Origin of the sequence: Nostoc sp. NMS8, assembly GCF_017115045.1 — a bacterium.
Classification (GTDB): domain Bacteria; phylum Cyanobacteriota; class Cyanobacteriia; order Cyanobacteriales; family Nostocaceae; genus Nostoc.
The window spans coordinates 36,854-60,763 of the sequence record NZ_JABXKK010000084.1 but is presented as its reverse complement, the minus strand read 5'-3'; the positions used below and the strand labels follow the sequence as shown (position 1 = coordinate 60,763).

At 41.9% G+C, this 23,910-nt stretch carries 24 protein-coding genes; 9 read left to right on the top strand and 15 right to left on the bottom strand.

The genetic code is table 11. The features are described 5' to 3' along the window. Positions 1–265: 265 nt before the first annotated feature. On the bottom strand, positions 266–1,363 hold the full coding sequence (locus tag HWQ39_RS15815; protein ID WP_292846648.1) for a DJ-1/PfpI/YhbO family deglycase/protease: 1,098 nt from the start codon (positions 1,361–1,363) through the stop codon (positions 266–268). Between the two features lie 319 nt (positions 1,364–1,682). Between HWQ39_RS15815 and HWQ39_RS15810 the strand changes: the two genes are divergently transcribed. Next, the gene (locus tag HWQ39_RS15810) at positions 1,683–2,081 is read left to right on the top strand and encodes a DUF6335 family protein (RefSeq protein ID WP_292846645.1); all 399 of its coding nucleotides are present in this window, start codon (positions 1,683–1,685) and stop codon (positions 2,079–2,081) included. Between the two features lie 95 nt (positions 2,082–2,176). On the opposite strand, the gene HWQ39_RS15805 is transcribed toward HWQ39_RS15810, so the two are convergent. The 5 genes from HWQ39_RS15805 to HWQ39_RS15785 form a co-directional block, all read right to left on the bottom strand. Then, a complete protein-coding gene (locus HWQ39_RS15805) occupies positions 2,177–3,253 on the bottom strand; it encodes an aliphatic sulfonate ABC transporter substrate-binding protein (protein ID WP_292846642.1) in 1,077 nt (358 codons plus the stop codon). A 403-nt stretch (positions 3,254–3,656) separates the two neighbouring features. Beyond that, the gene (locus HWQ39_RS15800; protein ID WP_292846639.1) at positions 3,657–4,541 is read right to left on the bottom strand and encodes a TauD/TfdA family dioxygenase; all 885 of its coding nucleotides are present in this window, start codon (positions 4,539–4,541) and stop codon (positions 3,657–3,659) included. A 318-nt stretch (positions 4,542–4,859) separates the two neighbouring features. Then, on the bottom strand, positions 4,860–6,227 hold the full coding sequence (locus tag HWQ39_RS15795; RefSeq protein WP_292846636.1) for a diguanylate cyclase: 1,368 nt from the start codon (positions 6,225–6,227) through the stop codon (positions 4,860–4,862). A 133-nt stretch (positions 6,228–6,360) separates the two neighbouring features. Continuing rightward, complete coding sequence (locus HWQ39_RS15790; RefSeq protein ID WP_292846633.1) at positions 6,361–9,015, bottom strand: hybrid sensor histidine kinase/response regulator; 2,655 nt, start codon at positions 9,013–9,015, stop codon at positions 6,361–6,363. Between the two features lie 245 nt (positions 9,016–9,260). Then, the gene (locus tag HWQ39_RS15785) at positions 9,261–10,241 is read right to left on the bottom strand and encodes an ABC transporter substrate-binding protein (RefSeq protein ID WP_292846630.1); all 981 of its coding nucleotides are present in this window, start codon (positions 10,239–10,241) and stop codon (positions 9,261–9,263) included. 154 nt (positions 10,242–10,395) lie between these two features. Between HWQ39_RS15785 and HWQ39_RS15780 the strand changes: the two genes are divergently transcribed. After that, positions 10,396–10,587: a hypothetical protein gene (locus tag HWQ39_RS15780; RefSeq protein WP_292846627.1), complete on the top strand. Its 192-nt coding sequence runs from the start codon at positions 10,396–10,398 to the stop codon at positions 10,585–10,587. A 21-nt stretch (positions 10,588–10,608) separates the two neighbouring features. Here the strand turns inward: HWQ39_RS15780 and HWQ39_RS15775 are convergent, their stop codons facing one another. The 6 genes from HWQ39_RS15775 to shc form a co-directional block, all read right to left on the bottom strand. Next, entirely contained in the window at positions 10,609–10,950 is a 342-nt protein-coding gene (locus tag HWQ39_RS15775) for a cupin domain-containing protein (RefSeq protein WP_292846624.1), read from the bottom strand. 15 nt (positions 10,951–10,965) lie between these two features. Then, a complete protein-coding gene (locus tag HWQ39_RS15770; RefSeq protein WP_292846621.1) occupies positions 10,966–12,135 on the bottom strand; it encodes a zinc-dependent alcohol dehydrogenase in 1,170 nt (389 codons plus the stop codon). A 179-nt stretch (positions 12,136–12,314) separates the two neighbouring features. Continuing rightward, the gene (locus tag HWQ39_RS15765; RefSeq protein ID WP_292846618.1) at positions 12,315–12,695 is read right to left on the bottom strand and encodes a hypothetical protein; all 381 of its coding nucleotides are present in this window, start codon (positions 12,693–12,695) and stop codon (positions 12,315–12,317) included. A gap of 180 nt (positions 12,696–12,875) precedes the next feature. Further along, entirely contained in the window at positions 12,876–13,007 is a 132-nt protein-coding gene (locus tag HWQ39_RS15760) for a hypothetical protein (protein WP_292846615.1), read from the bottom strand. A 31-nt stretch (positions 13,008–13,038) separates the two neighbouring features. Continuing rightward, entirely contained in the window at positions 13,039–13,764 is a 726-nt protein-coding gene (locus HWQ39_RS15755) for an SRPBCC family protein (RefSeq protein WP_292846612.1), read from the bottom strand. Between the two features lie 586 nt (positions 13,765–14,350). Continuing rightward, on the bottom strand, positions 14,351–16,267 hold the full coding sequence (gene shc / locus HWQ39_RS15750; RefSeq protein WP_292846609.1) for a squalene--hopene cyclase: 1,917 nt from the start codon (positions 16,265–16,267) through the stop codon (positions 14,351–14,353). Between the two features lie 124 nt (positions 16,268–16,391). On the opposite strand from shc, the gene HWQ39_RS15745 reads away from it, so the two are divergent. Then, on the top strand, positions 16,392–17,639 hold the full coding sequence (locus tag HWQ39_RS15745; protein ID WP_292846605.1) for a glycosyltransferase: 1,248 nt from the start codon (positions 16,392–16,394) through the stop codon (positions 17,637–17,639). Positions 17,640–17,650: 11 nt separating this feature from the next. Here the strand turns inward: HWQ39_RS15745 and HWQ39_RS15740 are convergent, their stop codons facing one another. Next, positions 17,651–18,064: an HNH endonuclease signature motif containing protein gene (locus HWQ39_RS15740; RefSeq protein WP_292846603.1), complete on the bottom strand. Its 414-nt coding sequence runs from the start codon at positions 18,062–18,064 to the stop codon at positions 17,651–17,653. A gap of 1 nt (position 18,065) precedes the next feature. Further along, the gene (locus HWQ39_RS15735; protein ID WP_292846600.1) at positions 18,066–18,446 is read right to left on the bottom strand and encodes a hypothetical protein; all 381 of its coding nucleotides are present in this window, start codon (positions 18,444–18,446) and stop codon (positions 18,066–18,068) included. Between the two features lie 252 nt (positions 18,447–18,698). On the opposite strand from HWQ39_RS15735, the gene HWQ39_RS15730 reads away from it, so the two are divergent. Then, a complete protein-coding gene (locus tag HWQ39_RS15730) occupies positions 18,699–18,935 on the top strand; it encodes a hypothetical protein (protein ID WP_292846597.1) in 237 nt (78 codons plus the stop codon). Continuing rightward, entirely contained in the window at positions 18,932–19,507 is a 576-nt protein-coding gene (locus HWQ39_RS15725) for a nucleotidyl transferase AbiEii/AbiGii toxin family protein (RefSeq protein ID WP_292846594.1), read from the top strand. The genes HWQ39_RS15730 and HWQ39_RS15725 overlap by 4 nt, the downstream gene beginning before the upstream one ends. Positions 19,508–19,759: 252 nt before the next feature. On the opposite strand, the gene HWQ39_RS15720 is transcribed toward HWQ39_RS15725, so the two are convergent. Beyond that, entirely contained in the window at positions 19,760–20,110 is a 351-nt protein-coding gene (locus tag HWQ39_RS15720) for a helix-turn-helix domain-containing protein (RefSeq protein ID WP_179067339.1), read from the bottom strand. A gap of 80 nt (positions 20,111–20,190) precedes the next feature. Here HWQ39_RS15720 and trxA point away from each other — a divergent pair, with 80 nt between their 5' ends. The 4 genes from trxA (at position 20,191) to HWQ39_RS15700 (ending at position 23,733) form a co-directional block, all read left to right on the top strand. Beyond that, positions 20,191–20,514, top strand: coding sequence for a thioredoxin (gene trxA / locus HWQ39_RS15715; RefSeq protein ID WP_292829099.1), 324 nt, complete (start codon positions 20,191–20,193; stop codon positions 20,512–20,514). A 285-nt stretch (positions 20,515–20,799) separates the two neighbouring features. Beyond that, positions 20,800–21,594 carry an SDR family NAD(P)-dependent oxidoreductase gene (locus tag HWQ39_RS15710; protein ID WP_292846589.1) on the top strand — a complete coding sequence of 265 codons (795 nt, stop codon included), beginning with the start codon at positions 20,800–20,802 and terminating at the stop codon, positions 21,592–21,594. A gap of 108 nt (positions 21,595–21,702) precedes the next feature. Next, on the top strand, positions 21,703–22,815 hold the full coding sequence (locus tag HWQ39_RS15705) for an alkene reductase (RefSeq protein WP_292846586.1): 1,113 nt from the start codon (positions 21,703–21,705) through the stop codon (positions 22,813–22,815). 252 nt (positions 22,816–23,067) lie between these two features. Beyond that, positions 23,068–23,733, top strand: a complete 666-nt coding sequence (locus HWQ39_RS15700; protein WP_292846583.1) for a nitroreductase family protein — start codon at positions 23,068–23,070, stop codon at positions 23,731–23,733. Positions 23,734–23,910: the final 177 nt, after the last annotated feature.

Here is a 23,910-nt window from a genome sequence, read left to right as displayed (position 1 = left end):
CTGAAGATGACTAAATATCGCCAAAAATCTCCAGTCTACTTCAGTAGACTTAAGCGATTAGCCCGAAAATTTATTTTTGAAGTAATGAGTAATGGGTATTACTTATTACTCATTTATTTCCGGGCAGGCATGGAGGCCAACAGATAAGCTATTTCCATCTTAAGTTGACACCTATGGCGAGACGCCCACCCCACAAGAATTAATTGGATATTTTTTTATTTGGAAGTCCCTAATGGGAACCACTATAATAAATATCTACAATTTGTTACGCTGAGATAGCTGCCCCTGTAGTCGGCTTAGGAGGCTGAATCTGAGCGCTTATCCGCGCCCGATACAACTCTACTAATCGCTTTTCGGATTTCAATAAATCCTGATAAATTTCTTTGAAAATAGCAGTTGCAACTGGGTCGGTAAACATCGCCGACAAATTACCAATATCGCCAATACCCGTTTGCACATCCCCCAAAGCGGAACGTAATTGATAGATGTCATCACTTCCTGTCAAGGCAGTTTTTACCTTGGCATACTGATTGGCAATATTTGACCCTAAAGAGGGTTTCTCGCCTAGACGCTGAAGATAGGTTTCCAGTTTTTCAATGTGGCGTTGCTTATTAGCAATTATCTCTTGAAAGAGTGATTTTACTTCGCTATCTGATTCCTTTTCCAAGTACTTATTCAATGCTTCCAGTGAATAACGTTCACCACTAAGGGCGGTATTTAAACCTCTGCTAATATCACCTTTAGTTGAGCCACCCCAAGCATCACCGAGTTTCCACCATTCAGCACTTGTGTCTTTTTCATTTGGCAATGCAGCATCTTTGCCACCATAACCTAAACGGCTCAAAATAGCGGTGGTGAAAATTGCTAAATCTCCAGGTTCACGAGATGTAATTAAATTACCGTCAACTACCAAAGGCTCATCTAAATAATTTCCACCAGCGTTAATAATGTCTTTGGCAATAGCAATAAACCCAGTGACTTTTTTACCTTTGAGCAAGTCGCTTTCAATCAAAACTTGTGGGCCGTGGCAAACCGCAGCGACCAACTTTCCTTGTTGTATCGCCTCTTGTACGAAGCTTACTGTATTGGGGTTTCGTCGCATTTTATCGGGAGCCATACCGCCGGGAATCACTACGGCATCATATTCGGCTGCGATCGCTTCCGTTGTAGTACCATCAGCTTGAATACTAAGTTTGCCGCGTTTACCCTTATATTTTTCATTCATTCGGGAACCAAGCACTATGACCTCAATTCCTGCTTGTTTTAGTCCATTATAAGGAACTGTAAATTCTGCATCCTCTACCGCCTGTTCAATGAGGATTGCAACTTTTTTCTTGCCGGAATGATGATTATTGTCAGTCATTGATGGTATTACCTATTTATTTCTAGTATTGAATATTTTGTTGTTTAGCATTTGAAGCATTTAGGTAGGCAATTTCAAAAAATAGTTATGAGCGAGAATTTAGCAACTAAATAATTTCAGTTTTATAACTCCTAACTCATAACTAAAAATTTCAACTACAAGTTGCTTGACCATGAATTTACATATACAATCTTATGAGGCGATCGCTAGTTTAGCTTCGTTCCCAAGGGATAGATTATTTTGTCAGCTATACATCTCTAGTTAGACAAAATAGTGACAGGAAAACGTTATTATAAGAATGCACAAAAGAAGTAATATCATGGCAGAAAAAAATCATCCTGACGAAATTAAAACCAAAGATTTGCCACAAGAAATTACCGAATCTTACGGAACTGGCGTGAAAGAGTTGCCAGGATACAATATTGGTGGGCGCTCAATCAAAGCAGAAAGAGACGAGTATACAGAAACTAGTCCTGAACTAACTGGTGGAGATGTTGATGCTTATTGGCAAGATGCAGATGCCGTTGGGGATGAAGCTGTTGGTGGTAGTACTGCCACTCCCGATCAAAGTGTCACTGAGGATCTAGAAGCAGCAGTGGGGCTAGAAATGGATGACTCTGAGTTTCTCCATACCAACGATATTTTAGAGGAACGTGATGGCGATCGCTGGGAGTTAGATCCAAAGTCTTCTGAAGATTATCAAAACCGACGAGAATAAGCTTGCTACATCAGCCAGTTGTACATTCTTTGCATTCGATGGGCAGAACAGATAGTAAGCTGGCAATGCTTTATAGCAAGCTTTTCTCTCAAAGTTCACACTTTATTTCTAACGGCATCCGGGACAATCGCTGCATACTCTTGGGTAGTTAAAATTGCCCCTCGAACATCAACCGGTTTCGGTACTACTTTCAGTTGATATAGAAGATCCGCAACCTTCTGTTGAGCGTTAATCACTTCTTCAGTAATTGGTTTCATATCATATTTTCTTCTCGCCAGTGTTAACTCCATAGTATCCACATCAGTCTTGACCTTCGGTGCGAGAATTTCGGCAGCAGCGCGCCTGTTTTTGTTTGCCCACTGCCCAACCTCGTAGTACTCTGACAAAATTGCTTTCAAAAGTTCAACATTCTTAGTTGCAAAATCCCGTGAAGCTAGGTAATAACTTCCTGGCGTCTTAATTCCTTGTGCGTCTCGTAAAACCCGGATACTACCTTCTCGTTGCAGCTTGATCAGATTAGGATCGCCTTCGACAAAGGCATCAACTGTCTTGTTCAAAAACGCTGCTCTTCCATCTGCAACAGGTAAATTCACTGATTCAACATCACTGATTTTCAGCCCTACCTCTTCCAAAGCTTTCACTACAAAAAAGGTCTGAGCCGTCCCTCTAGAATAAGCAACTTTTTTACCTTTAAGACTTGCCAATGTCTGAAAAGGAGAATCCTTTAGCACAATAATTGCTGAACCTTCTCCAGTACCAGGCGGGATGTTAACTACATAAATCAGATTAGTACCAGCGGCCTGAGCAAAAATAGGTGGCGTTTCACCTGCCGGGCCTAGATCAATACTACCCACATTTAAGGCTTCTAAAAGTGGCGGCCCGGAAACAAACTGAGACCAAGTAACACCTATTCCTTGAGGAGCCAACCGTTTTTCGATCGTACCTTTTTCGTGGGTCAGATCCCCGGATACTTGGTAGCCAAGTCGAATCAGCTTGGTAGCGGCTTTACTATTAGTGTTAGTGACATTAGTACTCAAGGTTGTGCTGCTATTATTTGCACTACCGTTGTTTGTTCCGCAACTGACTAAGGTAGTAAAAGACACTAACCCATAGAAAGCGTAAAGTAAATCACGTCTGGATATCGAGTACTTTCCAATTTGCGGTCTGACCATGATTCTCCTCCTCATCTTGACGTTAACTCATCCCCCGGCTTCAAGCCGCAGGGAAATCGAAGTCATTAGTTATTAGCACCAATGATTGATGATTAATGACTAATAGACATCTCCAAAAATTAAAGATGCGTTACCCAGAACCCTTGTAGAGACGTAGCAGTGCTACGTCTCTACATTCTTTTTTGGAGATGTCTAAGAGAATGTTTTAAAAGTCCTCTGCTCGGTAGCAAAACGTTTTAGATCCCCCTAAATCCCCCTTAAAAAGGGGGACTTTTAGAGACTTTGCCCCCTTTTTTAAGGGGGGTTGGGGGGATCAATAAGTGCCGAAAATTACAGCCACCCACTTTTAAAATATCCTCTAATGACTAATGACTAAAATTCACAACCTTTAGCTAGCTGAACTTTAGAAAGGACGACTTCCTCGAATGCTAACCCGCTTCAAAATCCGGGTTGCATTAGCATCAAATTCTGGGCGGTAGTGAGCTGTTGCCTGATTATCCCAATAAACCAAATCGCCTTCACTCCAGTGATGTTGATAAACATAGTGGGGTTGCTTAATGTGTTCCCGTAACCGCTCGATTAGCTTTGCCCCTTCCACTGGGTCGTAATCAACAATGTCCACCTCTCCAGCTGCATTTAGGAACAGAACTTTCTTGCCAGTATCGGGGTGAGTACGAACTAATGGATGGGTAGCTAAACGTTCACCAGGTTCAGCAGGTCGTCCCGCTGCGTAAATAGGCCCAGAGTATTCATCCTTATACAGCTTTGAAAAAGAACTAAAATGACGTACCTGCAAACCAGCGATTTGTTCTTTAGTCGCATCATCTAGTTCTTCATAAGCCTGAATCAAATTCACCCAATAGGTATCGGGGCCATTTTCAGGCAGTTCTACACCATATAAAAAGGAACCACTAGATGGTGCAGGCAACCAGTCATGATCGATGTGGGGTAAAAGTTCACAATAGTTAGGTGCAAGATTGACGGAACTTTCTTCGGAGGCGGCATTTGCAAGGGTAAGTACAAGGGGCGGCAGGTAAGGCTCGGTTTCTCCTTTACGGATATAGGCAGGTTGTTGGAGAATGTCGCCAAAGTAATTCGCAAACGCTAATAATTGGTCGTCAGTCAATTGTTGATTTTTGAAGATCAGGACGTGGTAATCGCGCCACGCCTGCTTGAGTTGCAGGATCGCTTCTGGTTGCGCCGCAACGCTGGCATCAATACCAGTAACAACTGCTCCTAGACGGGCTTTGGTGGGCGTAATCTGAATTTGTGTTGCAGTCAGTGTCATAAAAGTTTTCTTTGCCTACTTACTTAACACGCATATACTACGGTAATTTGATAGAGTAAAAGTAGTATATGCACATAATACAGATTGTGTGAAGAATTAATCAAGGGAGACGCATAAGTTTACATATCTATGAGTACTGGGTAAATATTCAGAAAAAAACAATTCGGCTGTAAAAAATATTTCAATAGACATCTAAAGAATTGGCATAGGGACAATACCTTGCAAGAAGCCGCAACTCTTGGAGACGCTCCGCGAATGCGTCTACATGAATTGTCCCTACAAAGGTTTTCAATGCAATATTTAATTTTCTAGACATATCTAATTAGTAGAATAGCGATCGCGCCCCTCTTGTTTGGCATTGTACATAGCTCTATCGGCTAAAGCGATGAGTGTATCTGGTTTTACGTCCCAAGCGGGGATGAGAGAAGTAATACCTAAACTAAGTGTGACTATATTCTTGATATCAGACTTTGCATGAGGAATAGCTTGAGCGTAAATTACTTGCTGAATACTTTGTGCTACTTTGATTGCTCCTGCTAAGTCAGTATTGGGGAGGAGTACCGAAAATTCTTCTCCGCCGTAACGCGCCACAAGATCAGCAGGACGATGAACTGTCTGTTGCACTGTTTGCGCTATCCTATTTAGACAATCATCGCCTGCAAGATGGCCATAGTAATCGTTGTAAAGTTTGAATTTATCAACGTCAAAAAAAATCAGTGACAGGGGTTGTTGTTCTCGTGCAAGGCGTTTCCATTCTGCTTGCAGTCGTCCATTAAAGCAGCGACGGTTAGCCACCTGAGTCAAACCATCTACATTTGCCAGTTGTTCTAGTTTCTGATTTGCATCTTTGAGAGCCAGTTCAATTTGTTTACGTCCTGTAATGTCGCGTACGGTAATAGCAAACCCATCACCTAGCTTTACTGCCACAAAATGATACCAGCAAGAATTGCCTAATGGATGGTAAAAATCCCGTTTTATCGGTTCCCCTGTTTCAACTAGATTAACAAAGTGATTAAAGAGTTCTGGCTTTAAAGTGGTTAAGAATTTTTTGAGTGTCAATTTGCCGATCATCTCTTCACGGTTACGGCCGAACGCCCTAGCAACGACTGGGTTGACAACTAAGCAATGGAAATCTTCAATATCCCCGGTTGCGAGGTTACGAACAGCCTGCATAGCGGCAATACCATCAAGTGAACTATTCAAAATGCTGGCCAGCATTGCCCTTGACTGATACAGAATCTCTTCAGTTTCTCTGCGCTTAATATTTTCTTGTTCTAGAAGCCGTTGCTGGCGTTGAATGGTTAACTGATTTTCTATCCGCGCTACGACTTCTTCCATCTGAAAAGGTTTGGTGATGTAGTCTATTCCCCCTAACTCAAAGGCGGTGACTTTATCGAACACATCATCTAAAGCACTCACAAAAATGACGGGAATAGTGCGTAAATCCTCATCCGCTTTGAGGGTTTTACAAACTTGATAGCCATCCATTTCTGGCATCTTAATATCTAAAAGGATGATATCTGGTTGTTTCACTTTTACTGTTTTTAGTGCCATCCGCCCACTAGTGACACTGCGAACAGTGTAGCCAAGTTGGATCAAAGAATCGCTTAATAACTGTAAATTTTCAGGAAGGTCGTCTACTAGGAGAATGTTACCTTTATCTTCTTTGTAAGAATCAAAATTCATTGCTGATTAGGGGTTTTGCTAAATCAATCAACTCCTCAAATTTAAATTACCAAGTAAGTTTTGTCATTAATTGGCTCAAAGGAGTAGGGGCAATTTATGTAGACGCAAAGCGGCTTACCGCAGGGTATTGTTCCTACATTAATAGATGTTCTACTAAATTAACTAATTGTTCGAATTCAAATTTACGGACAAGTTTTGTTAAAGATTGGATTAGAAAAGTTTCTGTTTGAGGAATTTCTCTAATTAATTCAATTATCAGGTTGGCATTTGCTTCTAAAGCCGCTTCATAGAATTGATGAATCCATTCTTGAGACATACAAGTTAGGTTATCAGACGTTAAATCATTTTTTTCTGTATATTCCAAATTTGCAGGATTATTTTCAGCAAATATATACCTTACACCAAGATGCTTGGTAAGTGTATCAAAAATTGTGTGTTCAGCAAAGGGTTTACGCAAAAAGTCATCACAACCGGCTGAAAGCACGATCGCTTTTTCTTCCTCTAAAACACTGGCTGTGAGTGCAATTATCGCGGTGGCATTGCCTTTCGTAGTTGATTTAATGTATTTGGTGGCTTCGTAACCATCCATCACAGGCATCCGCATATCCATCCAAATTAAATGCGGTTCCCATTCATCCCAAATAGTTATTGCTTCTTTGCCGTTACTAGCTTCTTTAATCTCAAAGCCTAATGGTTCTAAAAGTTGAATTATTAATTGTCGATTAATAGATTTATCATCTACTATTAATATTTTATATATGGGTTGCCCTGGTGCAATTCCCAATACTTTGGAATACAGCCCTAAAGTAGGGTTGTTGATTTTCTGACCTAATGTAGCTTGAATATTAAATTTAAAACTTGTCCCTTTTCCTAATTGGCTTCTCGCCCAAATATCTCCCCCCATCAACTGCACAAACTTGCGACTAATCGCTAAACCTAAACCCGTACCTTCTTGAGATTCTTTGCCGGCTTGTGCTTGAGAAAAAGCATTAAATATTTTGGGTAATTCTGCTGCGGCAATACCAACCCCTGTATCATGGACTTGAAATTCAAGACTTAAAATATCTGTGAATTCTTCACTGCTATTATTTACCGTTACAGTAATTTCTCCTTCTTCAGTAAATTTAATGCTGTTACTAATTAAATTAATTAATACCTGCCGGAGTTTTACGGCATCGGTGCAAATGTAATGTGGAACATTTTCACTACATTGAAATGTTAATTTTAAGCCTTCATTACTTGCTTGTAGATGCAGCATATCTTCTAAATCATAGATCAAGCGATAAAGATCAAAATCATTGGGGTTGAGGGTCATTTTACCTGCTTCTATTTTCGATAAATCAAGAATATTGTTAATTAATGTTAAGAGATAATCTCCACTACGATAGATAATTACAGCATTGTCGTACTGTTTTGATGGTAAGTTTTTAGCACGTAACATTAATTGAGAAAAACCCATAATTGCATTGAGTGGCGATCGCAATTCATGGCTCATGTTGGCAATAAATAAACTTTTAGCTTGATTTGCCACTTCAGCTTTTTCTTTAGCAATAGCTAACTCTGCTGTTCTCTCCTGTACCCGTTGTTCTAAAGTTTCAAAAGATGTTTGTAACTGAAGTGCCATGTTGTTAAATGATTTTGCCAGTTGGCCTATTTCGTCTTTTGAGTTATTTTTGGTGCGAATATCTAAGTTACCTGCGGTAAACTGGGAAACTATATTGGTAAGGTGAATTATTGGCCTTGTTAGCAGTTGCCCAACAGCACAAGCAATAATTGTCACTACCCCAGCGATAAATGCAAACAGAAACATTGTGTCACGAATTTGCTTTTCTACAGGTGCTAGGGCCACAGCAAGGGGCTGGGCAAACAATACAGACCAAGGTCTATATTGCAAACTAGCGATCGCAATCAAATTAACCTGATTACCTGCTGCTGACAAAGATGCAATTAAATACGACTGTTTATTATCTAATGCTTGCTGAACTTTTGAGTCATTAGTTGCCAATTCTTTGACATAAAAATTAGACAACGGTTCTTCCTGTTGCAGTTTAATTAAAACATCAGCAGGCAGAGGCACAATTGATTTAAAAAGCAATTCTGGTGCAGTGCTATGTGCCAAATAAATTTTATTTTCATCTAAAAGAATAGCAAAAGATTTTGCCCCAGCACGTTCAGTTTGTTGAGTTACCAACTGCTGAACAACAGTAGCATTGTATGAAACACGCAATACACCCAATATATCTCCCTTGGCGTTACGAACCGGACTGCTAAAAAACAGGGTAACAAGCTCAGGAATTTTTGGCGATCGCTTCATGCTAGAAACAGAGGATAACCCAGTTTCTAGCGGTTTTTTAAAATAATCTTGAACTGATTCATCTTTGCCAATGTTCAATGTATATGTATCCAATACATTTTTCCCACTTAAATCAAGCAAAGCGTATGAGATAACATTGACCATATCTTTGCGACTAAGACGGATTAGTGTTTCTGTCGCCAATTGCATTTCGGGGCTGTCATCTCGCTGTTTTGGAGTTAGGCTGAGGTAGCGTGCCAAACCTGGTAAAATCGCCTCTACGCGCACAGCATTGAGATTTGCATCAATAAAGGCATCTATTCTGTTAGCAGTTTCGTTAGCCGCTGCAGATAGGGCTTGTTTTGCGTTGTCAGTTAGTGCTTTTTCAGTTGTCTGTTTGTTAATAAATGCCAACAACAGCAACGGAATCAAAGCAACAACGAGAAATGAGGCGATCAGTTTTGTACGGATGCCGCCCAAAAGGGAATTCTGCATGGCTCTCAGACGCTATTTATTTATAAAGTAAATCTTAAGTAGTAGCGTGGCAAGCAAAAAAATAGCGCATTAGACGCAGGTTGGGTGGAACGGAGCGCAACCCAACACATATCAGGATGTTGGCTGGCCAACGCCACTTGCTACAACGCTCTTAACCCGCGCAACGCAGTGGCTCCCCAACCTACAATTTTTTTGCAATATTTTAGCCCTAATCCAAGCGTATTGCTTTACAAACAACCTCTAAACTAAGAGGGAGAGTTTAAGAAAGAAGAATTGAACAAACTTTTTAGCTCAGGAATGCGTGTCACGTTTCCAGAGCGAATAAAAAAGTCTGCATATATCTTGGCAGTTTTGTAAATGGAGTGAGGGTTACTAAACTGAAAGAATTTTTGATTTTCACCTAAATCAGTTAGGTTTACTCCCTCCAAAGAAATTGTATTTATAGGAATTTTTAACACTTTGCTGATGATAGCATTTCCTTCTTGAACATTTGCTTTCCAGTAGGTCGTGGCTTGCAGCCATCCTCGGACAAATGCACGAATATCTTCGGGGCGATCGCGGATTGTCTTACCGCGAAAAACAATCATATCTGAAATTAAGCCAGGGGTTTGCTTGCTGGTGAATAAGATATGTCCCCCTAATGTTATCGCTTCAGAGAGATGAGGTTCCCAACTGTGTCCGGCTTGAATAGCATTATTTTTCAGGCGTTTGGGAATTTCTGAAGCCTCTAATTTAACCAAGTTTACATCATCGCTGGTTAAGTTGGCAGTTTTCAACATCTCAGTCACGAAAACTTCGCTAAAACCGCCTAGATTTGCACCCAGCTTTTTACCTTTCAAGTCAGCAACGGTTTTAATTTGTGATTGAGCGACTACCGCATCTGCTCCTGTTGATTCATCTACAACCATCACGCCTTGTATATCTGGATTTGTGGCACTCAAGATCATAAAACTTCCCAAAGAAGATATAACACCGTCATATTTGCCCGCATTGAAATTTGCTTGTTCCAATTGGATGTATCGTTTACGAATTAGTTCCACATCTACCCCTTGGGCTTTGAAGAATCCTTTTTCTTGAGCAATGATACCTGGATACTCCCCAACAAAATATCCAGATGGTATTTTTAATGGAGGGCGTTTTAATTGGGTCAGTGCTGAAGTATTACAAGCAAATAGCAAACAGGCGGTAATCAGAAAAATACTAAGGTATCTGAGTAGTTTAAACATTCGAGCAATCAAGAATATTATTAATCAATATCAAAAAATAATTTCGATTACGATAAATAATACCAGCATTCTCATATGTTTCTGATGGTAAGTTTTGAGTGCATAACATTAATTGGGAAAAATCTAAAACTGCATTGAGAGGCGATCGCAATTAATGGTATGGGTCATAGTGGTTCGTAGCGGTTGTTTGAGGTATGCGATCGCACTTGACCAGTTAGCAGCAGCAACCGCCGATATGCGGACAATTATTCTCGTTGGTTCGACAACAAAAAACCGAACCATCAAGCACTTAATGGTTCGGATGTATAGGTTGCATCGCTTTATCATTCATACCAAAGCTGAATAGCTATGGTGTTTCATCTGTGGTTCAATTTTCATCTCGTCCGTGAACTTGAGCAGGCGGACTAGTTGCCTCAACAGCAGTAAATGATTCTAGGATTTTGTATGTGTGGCTGGCTCCTTTGGGTACAACCCAAGAACTCCCAGGTTCTAGCAAAATCATTTGTCCTTCAATGTGCAACTCCGCACGACCACTAATTACATAACCAACTGTTTCATAGTCGCGCGAACTTGGCTCTTTGTCTTCGTTTGGTTGTTCCTTTTCCCAAAGACGCATGGCAACTTCTTTGCCAGAAGCAAGATATTTTTGACCGAGTTTACCTTTAGGGGAATGGGTAGAATCTATTTTTGTAACGGTGGTATCACTCATATTAAACAAATGAAATTAGGGTTTGAGTACAACTTTGATGCAGTTATCTTTCTTGTCTTTAAAAATTTCATAGCCGTGGGGCGCTTGTTCTAGAGGTAATGTGTGAGTGATGATAAAAGTTGGATCAATTTTACCGTTTTGGATGTGTTCTAGCAAAGGTTTTAGATACTTGTGGACGTGGGTTTGTCCCATCTTCAAGGTTAGGCCCTTGTTCATCGCAGCACCCATCGGCATTTTGTCTACAAAGCCACCATACACACCCGGAATTGATACGTGACCGCCTTTTCTACAAGATACAATTACTTGCCGTAAGGCGGTTGGGCGGTCTGTTTCTAGACGTACTGCCTGTTTTACCTGATCGTACAACGCCATAAAATCTGTGCCGTGTGCCTCCATTCCTACTGCATCAATGCAAGCATCAGGGCCGCGACCGCCAGTCATTTCTTTGAGTGCTTCGCCTACATCCACTTCTTCGTAGTTGAGAACTTCAGCTTTGCCGTATTCTTTAGCCATTTGCAGACGTTCGGGAATGCGGTCAAAGGCGATGACACGTTCCGCACCTAGCATATATGCGCTTTGAATTGCGAATTGTCCGACTGGGCCACAACCCCAAACAGCGACAATATCGCCGGGTTGGATGTTGCAGTTTTCGGCTGCCATATAGCCGGTGGGAAAAATATCTGTTAAAAATAGCACTTGCTCATCCGTCAAACCATCGGGAATTTTGAGCAAGCCTACATCGGCAAAGGGGACTCGTGCATACTCCGCTTGACCACCAGCATAACCGCCGAATAAATGAGAGTAGCCAAATAGACCTGCTGGGGAATGACCCATTAGCTTTTCTACTAACCAGGCATTGGGGTTGGAATTATCGCACAACGACCATAAATCCCGATTGCAGAAAAAGCAGCTACCGCAGGAGATAGTGAAGGGAACAACTACGCGATCACCTATTTTAACATTTTTAACTGCGCTTCCAAGTTCCACGACTTCCCCCATGAATTCGTGACCAAGGATGTCGCCTTTTTCCATTGAGGGAATATAGCCGTTGAAAATATGCAAATCAGAACCGCAAATTGCCGTGGAAGTAATTTTAATAATGGCATCGCGCGGATTGATAATTTTGGGGTCGGGAACTGTTTCCACCCGCACATCGTTTGCTCCATGCCAGCAAACTGCTTTCATAATTATTTATTCCTTAGTAATGATTTGTAGTTCGTTAAAAACAAGATAAATTTATTATTTATCTTGATTTGGAGGCGCGATAATTATCGCGTCTCTGTAATTAATCAAACCTTATTTGACCATGTACAAGTCAAATTTTTCGGTTCAAAATATCCTACCGTCTAGCTGATAATTATCAGTTATTTCTTAGGAGGATTGTGATAATAACCTTCTCTCTCTCTATTAGAGGATGAAGCTTTATTTCCGGTTATGTTTTTTGCCGGATCAAAAAACTCTTTTGTAGCTTCAGGAGTTTTTTCATTCAAGTTTAACTTTTCACGGATATTATCAACAGTGCTTTTTAAGGGATTTTCGCTGTTTGTGATTTGGGTATCATTTCTAATTTCACCTTGCCCATCTGGTATTCCCTTGTAATAAGTACCTTCTGGAGTTTTCACATCAGCTTGTGCTACGTTAACATCGCTAAAAGCCTGACCTAGTAAAAACATAAATCCGACTAGAAAAACTACAAGGATTTGAGAAATGCGAATATTTTGCAGCCATGAAATTACTCGATTCATAAAAACCTCAATTGCATTATGTAGGGTGTACAGTCTAAAATGCTGAATGATAAATGTCATTCAGGTTTGAAGAATAACTTTGATGCAGTTATCCTTTTTTGTTGAAAAATGTAATAGCCTGCCAAACTAACAGCATCAATGTCACAGCTACCACTCATCTATTTCAACACTTCGCCAGCATTAACTTCTTGTGGGGTCAGTCGCAAAGCCCACATTTTCGGAGTTAATTATCTCTGCTTTGGCAAACTTTTTCGCCATTTCTAGGCGTTTGAGAAAGCGAATAAAAGCGATTGCTTTTTCAGCTCCCATCATCTAAACATTAGTCATGGGATTGGGTAAATAACTAACTGCGTCCAGAAGATTGACCTTCCGTAGTGGCAATTTCGCCTGTCTCCATTAGCATCTTAAAGCGGCGCAATTCATCACCAATTTGCTGTTCTGGCTCTTCACCAAAAAGTTTAGCCACGGCAGACCCCAATGCCCCGCCAGGTGGGTTATACTCCAAGACAACCTTTACTTCCGTACCGCGTAGACACGAAGTGGCTTGTCCCGAGACATCACCTGCTGCTTTTTGGAAGCGGACAAACCCAGAATTATCAATATCTGCACCTTCCACAGAAGCCCAAGAAATAAATTCATTTTCCCGATCTTCGAGAATTTCTGCATCCCATTCTACGCTGTTACCTAAAGGTGCATTAGCTATCCAATGAGAACGTTTTTCGTTGTACACCTTGACAGATTTGAGATGCTTCATAAATGTAGGCAGATTCTCAAAATTGTGCCAAAAACGATACAATTCTTCTGGCGATTTATTAATTGTTACCGTCTTTTCAACTTTGATCGGTTGGTTTATACCTATTGCTTCCTGTGCTTGCTGGATTGTGCTTTGCTTCGTTGCACCTTGATAAATCAAACCGCCACCAGCCAAAGCTGTCAACGCTCCCCGCAAAGAGCCTTGCTTTAAACCCATCAGCACCATAGCACCGCCACCGATAAGAGATGCCCAACGCTCTTTTTCACTAGCTTCGCCCTGGCTTGGAGTTGGTTTATCGTCTGATATCGAAGTCATTTTTTTATCTCTCCATTACAGTAAATTAACCAGTTTATTTCTGCGTTATTCTCTATGAGACGTTAATAAATACGCCTCGTTGGTTACGCTGATATAGCTGTCCTTGTAGTGGACAGTTAAAGAGTCAATTAAAGAGTTAATATTTTTATTTCTGCCCAATAAAAAACAGCTATGAGTGGGAATTTGGCTACTGAATAATTTCGGTTTGATAACTCCTAAGTTAATAACTAAAACTTTAACTACAATTTGATTGACCATGAATTTCTACTTACAATCCTATGGTGCGATCGCTAGTTTAGCTTCGTTCCCAGGGGATAGATTCATTTATTAGCTATACACCTCTAGTTAGACAAGGTATTTCCAGTTAAAAAAATATCCCATCCCTGTAGGACGCTCAGCGAACGTAGGGGCGCAAGCACTTGTGCCCCTACAAAATATACAAATAGTTTAGGATAATTTATTTTTTGGAAGTCCCTGAGTAAGAACAATAAACATCTCCAGAAATTAAATATGCGTTACCCATAACCCTTGTAGAGACGTAGCACTGCTACGTCAAAACAATTCTTTTTCGGAGATGTCTAATTAACTAACCTTTTTGAATCACTGCTTGATAACGACCTAGCGCAATTAAAGGGAAGTATTGTTGATACAGATGATACTTGAGATAAAAATGGCAAGGGAAGCCGGTACCTGTAAAGTCTGCCTCAAACCAAGTACCATCAGGCTTTTGAGTTGCTACTAAATAGCTAATTCCCCGCTCAATCACCTCAAAAGCTAATTGACCAGTGGCTTCACCTGCTGCTATCAACCCTATTATTGCCCAAGCAGTTTGAGATGCAGTACTATTTCCTTTTCCTTTGAGACTAGGATCGTTGTAGCTGCGGCAAGTCTCACCCCAACCCCCATCTGGGTTTTGACATCCAACTAACCAATCGGCTCCCCGTTCTATACTGAGTTTATGCCTTTGAGGATCGATTAACGCCAAGGCTGATAAAACGCCACTAGTACCGTAGATATAATTTACACCCCAACGACCAAACCAACAGCCTTCTGTTTCTTGTTCGCGCAGAAGATAAGTAAGCGATCGCTCTAAATTATCACTATCAATTGCCAAATCACAAGCACCAAGCATTTCTAGCACTCTAGCTGTAACATCTGCGGTGTTTGGATCAATCATGGCTTTTAAGTCGCCATAAGGAATAGAGTTGAGCCAATCTTGATCGTTATCCAAATCAAAAGCAGCCCACCCACCTGGTTTACATTGCATAGATGCAATCCAGTTTAAGGCCCGAGCGATCGCAGCTTGCTTAATTTTCTCGTTCGGGAGTTTCGCCAAATGTAGCGCCATCACTACCACCGCCGAGTCGTCTACATCAGGATAAAAGCGATTCTCAAACTCAAACGCCCAAGCCCCTGGTTTTCCTTGGTGATTTTTTACAGCCCAATCTCCATAATCTAAAATTTGTTTTTGCAGCAACCATTCTCCAGCTTTGACTACAACCGGATGATCTGGTTTAAAGCCAGATTCTACTAAAGCACGCATCACCCAAGCTGTATCCCAAACAGGTGAAACACAAGGTTGTACCCGATAGCTATTGTCTGTTTCAATGGCAAAGTTATCAATTGCTTGCAAACCTCGTTCCACAATAGGATCGTTTCGGTCATAATCCAGACACCGCAAAGCCAGCATTGAATTCAGCATCGCCGGAATAATGCCGCCCCAGTCACCTGTAGCTTCTTGACGCTCTAAAATCCATTTTTCGGCGGCTTTGATGCCTTCTTGGCGGAAGGGTACTAAATTAAGGCTTTCTGCCAACTTGAATCCCCGATCAAGGGTGAGGAATAAATCTGTCCAATCGCCACTTTGGGGTAATTCCCACTGGACTCGATCGACACCTTCGGCATATAGCTCATCTAGATTGATCGCTGAGTCGGTGAGAAAAACAGGTTTGCGATCGCATACAATCAGTAATGGTACTGTACTGGAACGTGCCCAGCTAGACATTTCGTAGATATTGACAGGGAAAGCTTTTGGCAACAGCATTATCCAAGCTGGTAGCGAGGGAATACCGCGCCAGTTGTAGCAGCCAATCAAGGCTAAGTGCAACTTGGTAAAAATCCGAGTTTTACTAATACCACCCCGTTGGAGAATAAAAGTTTTCGCTCGAAGCATCGCCGGATCGTTTGCTGGTACACCTAGCAGCCTCAGCGCCATATAAGCTTCAACCGAAGTGCTAAGTTCTCCACCATCACCGTAGAAAAGTTCCCAACCGCCGTGCTGCCGTTGCTCTTGACGCAGGTAGGCTTCGACTTTGTGTAAAGCTCTGGTTTGGTCTGTTCCCCAAATTTTATGCAGGAGGACGACTTCAGCAGTGATGGTGACATTAGATTCTAACTCTGCCCACCAGTAACCTGCCGGATTTTGAATCGAAAGCAAATATTGTTGACTAGCTGCGATCGCTTCTGCGACTTGATTGACTTTTACCCTGTCTTGTGTTTGCATCAAATCCTATTTAACCTCAACACCCAATACTAGTTATGAACGGGGCACTACAGCGAAAAACTTTTTTTTCCTCTATCAATAGACATAGTATTCTGTCTGAGTTACTGAGAATTTGCAATAGGTCATGGATGTAATTGTATTAGGATTGATGCTGTTATCCTTGACAATTTGGTTAGGATTAGTGTGTTTTTGGGGACAATTTTGGCGGACAGACCAGCAATTAGAGGTTACAGAAACTCAGCTACAATCGTTACCTGTGGTTTGTGTCGTCGTTCCAGCGCGTAACGAAGCTGAATTGATACCAACTAGTTTGCGATCGCTCCTACTCCAAGATTATCCTGGTTCTTTCAACGTATTTTTGGTAGACGATCGCAGCACAGACCAGACAGCAAATTTTGCTGAAGGGGTTGCACACGCTGTCGGTAAACCCCAACAACTGCATATTATCTCAGGTGAATCACTGCCTCCCGGTTGGTCGGGCAAACTTTGGGCAGTTGAGCAAGGTATAAAGAGCGCGAGTAAACTTACACCTGACTATTTTTTGCTGACTGACGCAGATATCGAACACGATCCTGATAATCTCCGCCGACTCGTTGCGAAAGCTGTCCAAGAAGATTTAGACCTGGTTTCGGTAATGGTGCGACTCAGGTGTAAAAGCTTTTGGGAAAAACTTTTGATTCCAGCCTTCGTCTTTTTCTTCCAAAAACTCTATCCTTTTCGCTGGGTAAATAATCCCAACAATCCCACAGCCGCCGCCGCCGGGGGATCTATTCTGATCGCCCGTGAAGCTTTAGAGCGAATTGGGGGTATTCAAGTCATTCGCCAAGCTTTAATTGACGATTGCGCCCTAGCTCAGGCTGTTAAGAGAGGGACTGGGGACTGGGGACTAGGGACTAGGGAAGAGTTTTCCCAATCCCCAGTACCCAATACCCAGTACCCAATCCCCATTGGACGTATCTGGCTAGGATTGAGTAGCTTGACTCGTAGTTTGCGCCCTTATGACTCGCTGGCGACGATTTGGGATATGGTTGCTCGTACTGCCTATACCCAACTGAATTATTCGCCATTACTACTATTGGGAACTTTGGTAGGAATGCCTCTAATTTATCTAGCTCCGCCTGTATGTGTGATTCTGGGTGCAGTTTGGAGCAATTGGGCGATCGCATTTACGGGTCTATTCGGATGGCTATTGATGACTTTCGCTTACTACCCAACGATCCGCTTTTATAAATGTTCTCCCTGGTTCGCTTTTAGCTTACCTGCGATCGCTTTTCTCTATACCCTAATGACTTTAGACTCAGCACTACGTCACTGGCAAGGGCGTGGCGGCGCTTGGAAAGGAAGAGTTTATCCTAGCTCGGATAATTTTTAATTGGGATAGAATTACGGGTATTGTCCTTGACTTATCAACAATTGTCGAGAAAGCACCCGATTGGCAACATTAAATTGAAGTAACCTTGCAGTCCCTTGACCAATCTGAGTTTTTCCTTCTATTCTGGCATTTTCAAGATAAAAATGTTCATCCCAGACCAGGCGGCGGGGATTAAACAATGGAACAATTTCTTGAGTAAGCTGGTCTATAGTAGCGAAATCAGAGCCTTTGTGACGGTTACAGGATAAACATGAAAGTGCCAAATTCTCAACAGTAGTTTCACCCCCATGTTTGACAGCAATAATATGGTCTACTTCATGGGTATAAATAGAAAAATTTTGATGGATTCGGCAATATTCACAGCGTGCTGAAGCTCTTTGGTTCACTAACCTACGGAGTTCCAGAGAAATCGAATTAGAAGTCATGTTAGCTGATTGCAGAATAAGCTCGTGCTTTTAATAAAATCATCATCTGTTCTAGCTGCTCGTAAACATCTAATTCTGCTAATTCCATTTGACTAAGTGTTGCAGAGCGATTTTTTTCTAGTAATTCTTGTAGGCGTGTTTGAGATTGAAATGAAACTTTAAAATTAATAATTTCTTCTGGTTTTGGCCCCTTAATTAAAAAATCAATAACTTCTTGATAAACTGCTGCAATATTTGTAGTCTCATGGTTAACTGTTGGCTGAATATTTGTTGGTAGATTAACAACGTCTAGTAATCGCCAAAGCAATTCGGGTAAGCGATTTTGCAAAGGTTCTAAACGTTGAGCTAGTTCATCGGGAATTTGAATGGTGAATTCTGCCATTGGTGCTTTTGTTGCGATTTTGCACTCTTAAGAGAATGCATTTCATCATAATAATAGCTTTCAAACCTAACTCTGGAGCAGATGCTATTGCTTTGATACAGGCATTACACCAAAATACTTAGCGGCACGTAGATTTTTTGGATCGCTCGCCTTATATTTCGCTACTGATTTGCCCTTCTCAAATACAGTGGCCAAATATAAAGCGCGAAAGCTAAAATTAAAGTAAGTCTAAAGTGGTTGATTAAAAAAGCTATGACAACCGCAACACCAACAAATAATCCTGTTCTTGTGCCCAAAAAGCTGCCTTTTCTGGAGTCGATCTGTTGGCAGACTGCCGATGTATATCGGTTTACTTCAGAAGAAATGCTAAGTCGCTACGAGCGTGGTTGGCAATATCACAACCTATTTAATAATCTTGAGGGTGAAGAACTCAATTTTCTTCAGGAACTCGCCAGACGCTATAAATCTTGGTTGCAAGTTTATTTATGACCTTCAGGTTTGAACACCATAAAAAAATTCTCACAGTTCTTGAATGCTTAGATTCTGACATGCTTAGGAAGGGTTCTGCTTACTTCGGTGGCGGAACCCTTCTTGCATTTGAGTTTGAAGAATATCGTTGGAGTAAGGACGTTGATTTTATCGCTTCTGTTGGTACAGAAGGCTACAAATACCTGCGGACAGTGGTATTTGAGGGTGGGCATGAAGCATTATTTCGTGATTTAAGTAAAATCCAAGTTGGACGTAGCACAACTGACCAATATGGAATTCGGATGAGCGTTTTTGTAGATGATGTGCCGATTAAAACGGAAATTATTGCCGAAACTCGTTTTCAACTAGACCCACCAAGATATCTAAACTGGTCACTCGTTCCCTGCTTAAGCTTCAATGATTGTTTTACCTCTAAGCTGCTGTCAAATTCTGACCGTTACGCCGATGACAGCGTTGAGGCAAGAGATTTGATTGATTTAGCAGTTCTCAGGCTGCGATCGCCAATACCTCAAGCATCAATTGAGAAGGCTGAGAAAGCTTATCAGGTTATGCGCCCTCTGGAAAGAGCGTAGGCGTAGCCCGTCGTAGACATCGCACGCTTTCAAGAAAGACCAGATTACAGAGAGAAATGCTTTCTGAGTCTGCAAGTCGATCAAGCTCAGATACCCAAAATTATCGATGGTATTGATTTACTCTCTACAGATTTAGGTTTATCTCACACTCCAAGGACTTTTCGAGAACAACACGATATCTTTGCCGATTTAGAAATACAGAAAGAAAAACGAGAAGATTCTTAAACAATTCATACCCAATGCCCCATGCCCCTAAATCCTTGAAGCTATTTGTTTAGTACTAACAGGGCTAACAGGCAATGGTTGAGCGGCTTTCAATACTGCATCCAGCAACCCTGGAAACAACATCTCTAAATCTTCACGCCGTAGTATGTTAATATGGTGTGTCCCTTCTTTGCGTGTCAAGACTATCCCCGACTCCCGCAAAATCTTGAAGTGATTGGACATAGTAGACTTAGCGATCGCAAAATCAAATCTCGCACAGCATTGTTCACCCTCAGTTGCCAGCAGCCGCACAATCTCTAGCCGCACCGGATCGCCCAATGCATACAAGACCCCCGGTAAAGAAATATTTTTTCTATCTGGATGATAAAGAAATCTCATAGTTGCATTATCTCATCAAGTGGCATATATTTTTATTATTCGATATTATCGAATTATAGAATTAATTAGGAAGGCAATTTATGTCATCCATTACAAACGTCACAGAAGCCACATTCAAGCAAGAAGTCTTGGAAAGTGAAATTCCGGTATTAGTGGACTTTTGGGCCCCGTGGTGCGGCCCTTGCCGGATGGTGGGCCCAGTCGTCGATGAAGTTGCTGTTGAATACGAAGGACAGGTGAAATTTGTGAAGCTGAACACAGATCAAAATCCTACTGTCGCTAGCCATTACGGAATTCGCAGCATTCCGACACTGATGGTTTTCAAGGGAGGTCGACAGGTTGATACTGTCGTCGGGGCAGTACCAAAAACTACCTTGAATAAGACCTTAGCACAGCATCTTTAATTTGAGTGCTGAGTCAATACGGTTCGGTTAAGATCCCCCCGCCTACGGCGACCCCCTTAAAAAGGGGGTAAAAGAGGCTTGGAAGCCCCCCTTTTTAAGGGGGGGTTGGGGGGATCTTCAAAATATGAAAACGTTAACCGAACCGTATTGAGTGGTGAGTGAGGAGTGAGGAGTGAGGAGTGAGGAGTGAGGAGTTTTGTTTATTCCCCTCATCTCCCTCATCTCCCCTACTTCCTAGTCCCCAGTCCCCTGCTCATTTTGTTCAACTAACGGGGAAAGAGCGAAATGGACTTGAAACTGCATGGTAAATCCGCATTGGTAAGTGGCTCAACCGCAGGCATTGGTTTAGCGATCGCTCTTGGGCTAGCTCAAGAGGGTGCATCAGTAATTATTAATGGTCGATCTGAAGAAAGAGTAGCTCAAGCGATCGCTAAAATTCAGCAAAGTACACCCGATGCGAAAGTTTCTGGTGTTGTTGCTGACACTGGCACGGCATCAGGGGTAGAACAACTTTTTGAAAAAGTTCCTCACGTTGATATTCTCATCAACAATTTAGGTATTTATGAGCCAAAAACCTTCTTTGATATTACTGATAAAGATTGGTTAAACATATTTGAGGTTAACGTCCTCAGTGGAGTCCGCTTGAGTCGGCAATATCTGCAAAAGCAGCTAGAGCAAAACTGGGGACGGATAATTTTTATCTCCAGCGAATCTGCTATTCAGATCCCAGTGGAAATGATTCACTACGGCACAACCAAGACAGCGCAACTAGCTATTGCACGAGGACTAGCAGAAATCACTGTCGGCACTGGAGTCACAGTAAACTCAGTCCTACCAGGGCCAACTCGCTCCGAAGGCGTTGAAGAGTTTATCACCAAGCTGGCGCAGGAACGTGGCATTAGTCCAACGGAAGTTGAGACCGAATTTTTTCAGAATGTGCGTCCAAGTTCCTTAATCAAACGCTTTGCAACTAATGAAGAAGTAGCAGCGATCGTAGTTTATCTTTCTAGTCCCGTAGCATCAGCAACTAATGGTGCAGCTTTGCGGGTAGATGGTGGCGTTATTCGGTCGATTGTTTAGGGACTAGGGACTGGGGATTGGGGATTGGGGAGATGAGGGGGATAAACAAAACTCCTAACTCTTAACTCCTAATGCCCAATGACTAAAAATAATTTGGAGATATAACCAATGACAACTGATATAAACTTATTCTCTCCCTACCAATTAGGAAATCTGGAATTACCTAATCGGATAGTGATGGCACCCTTAACCCGAAATAGGGCAGGTAAGGGAAACGTCCCATACGAACTTAATGCTACTTACTACACTCAACGTGCTTCTGCTGGACTGATTATTTCTGAAGCAACACAGGTAACTCCTGAAGGACAAGGTTATCCCGCGACACCAGGAATTCATTCACCAGAACAGGTGGAGGGATGGAAGTTAGTAACCGATGCCGTACATCAGCACGGAGGAAGAATTTTCTTGCAACTATGGCATGTCGGCAGAATTTCTCATCCTGACTTACAACCGAATGGAGTTTTACCTGTAGCACCTTCTGCGATCGCTCCTAAAGGTGAAGCTTCAACTTTTCAGGGACCAAAACCTTTTGTTACTCCCCGTGCTTTAGAAACATCGGAAATACCGCAGATCGTCGAACAGTACCGTCAGGGAGCGGCAAATGCTCTAGCGGCTGGGTTTGATGGGGTGGAAATTCACTCAGCTAATGGTTATTTAATAGATCAGTTCCTTCGGGATGGTACTAATCAACGTACAGATAAATATGGGGCTTCGATTGAAAATCGTGCCCGATTCCTGTTGGAAGTAACAGAGGCGGTAACTAGTGTCTGGGATTCTAACCGAGTTGGGGTACGTTTCTCTCCTAGTGGGACTTTTAATGATATCCATGACTCCAATCCTCTAGAGACATTCGGTTATGCGGCTCAAGCATTGAATAAGTTTAATTTGGCATATCTACATCTTTATGAGGCAACAGAGGCAGACATCAGACATGGCGGAATAATTGTACCCACCAGTCATATACGCGATCGCTTTACAGGTACACTCATCGTCAATGGTGGTTATACTCGTGAAAAAGGCGATGCTGTACTGGCAAGCAATGCCGCAGATTTAGTTGCCTTTGGCACATTATTTATATCAAATCCTGATTTACCCCGACGCTTGGCTTTGAATGCACCACTAAATGAAGCAAATCAAGCAAGCTTTTATGGTGGCGGTGAACAGGGATATACAGACTATCCATTTTGGTCGGCTGCTAATGAACCGGTAGCTAATGTGTAATTCTTAAGCTAATGTACTTTTAATTTGCATAACTAGGGCGCTCATGTTGCCCACCCCACAAGAGTTTTAATTCCAGGTAATATGCAAGTTAAATGTCCAACAGCTTAATTCGTAATTTTCCCTTGGGCGTACTGTAGGTGAGTTGTTTGTTCGGAAACAAGGAATAATTTTTTTTTGTTTCATGAATAAATACATTCGCTTGTATGCTAATTACGAATTATTTGGTCATAATCCAACCATCAGGAGAATCTCATGAGTACCGTCATCCAAACGCAAGCTTTAGATGTGCCTAGTGCGATCGCTAAACGTCGTTCTATCAAAACTTTTAAAACAGACCCCATCGCCCCAGAACTGCTTAAGCAACTAGTAGAGTTAACCGTGGCAGCGCCCAGCAGCTATAATATCCAAGACTGGCAAATTATTCTCGTGCAAGATGAGGCACAAAAAGCAGCCTTATCAGCAGCATCGTGGAATCAACAGCAAATTGTCCAAGCACCTGTAACCTTCGTCTTTGCCGCCGATCCTAACGTCGGCGAACGAGACTTAACCCCAATTTTTGAGCAAGCATCTGAAACTGGGGCATGGAATGAAGGCACAATAAACTATTTTAAAAGCGCCATCCCACAATTTCACGCCGGGCTAGGCGACAAACGACGCGAGTATGCCATCAAAGATGCCATAATTGCCGCTACTCATTTGGTGTTAGCAGCAGAAAGTTTGGGATTATCCACTTGTTTTATGAACGGTTGGCTTGAAGACAAGGTGAAAGAAGTGATTGGTGCTGGGGATAATCCAGATTTAGCGATCGCTGTTTTAGTCCCTGTTGGCTATGCAGCCGAACCACGCTTAAATCCCGGTCGTTTGCCATTCTCCTCTAATGTTTCTGTAGACAGAATTGGCAACCCTTATCCAGGGTAGTTTTTTATAAATGCGGAATGGGGCATAGGGCATAGGGCATAGGGCATGGAGAATAGGGGATGAGTCTTTGATACTCGCCAACGAGTCTTTGATACTCGTGAATGAGTCTTTGATACTCGTGAATGAGTCTTTGATACTCGCCAACGAGTCTTTGATACTCGTGAATGAGTCTTTGAT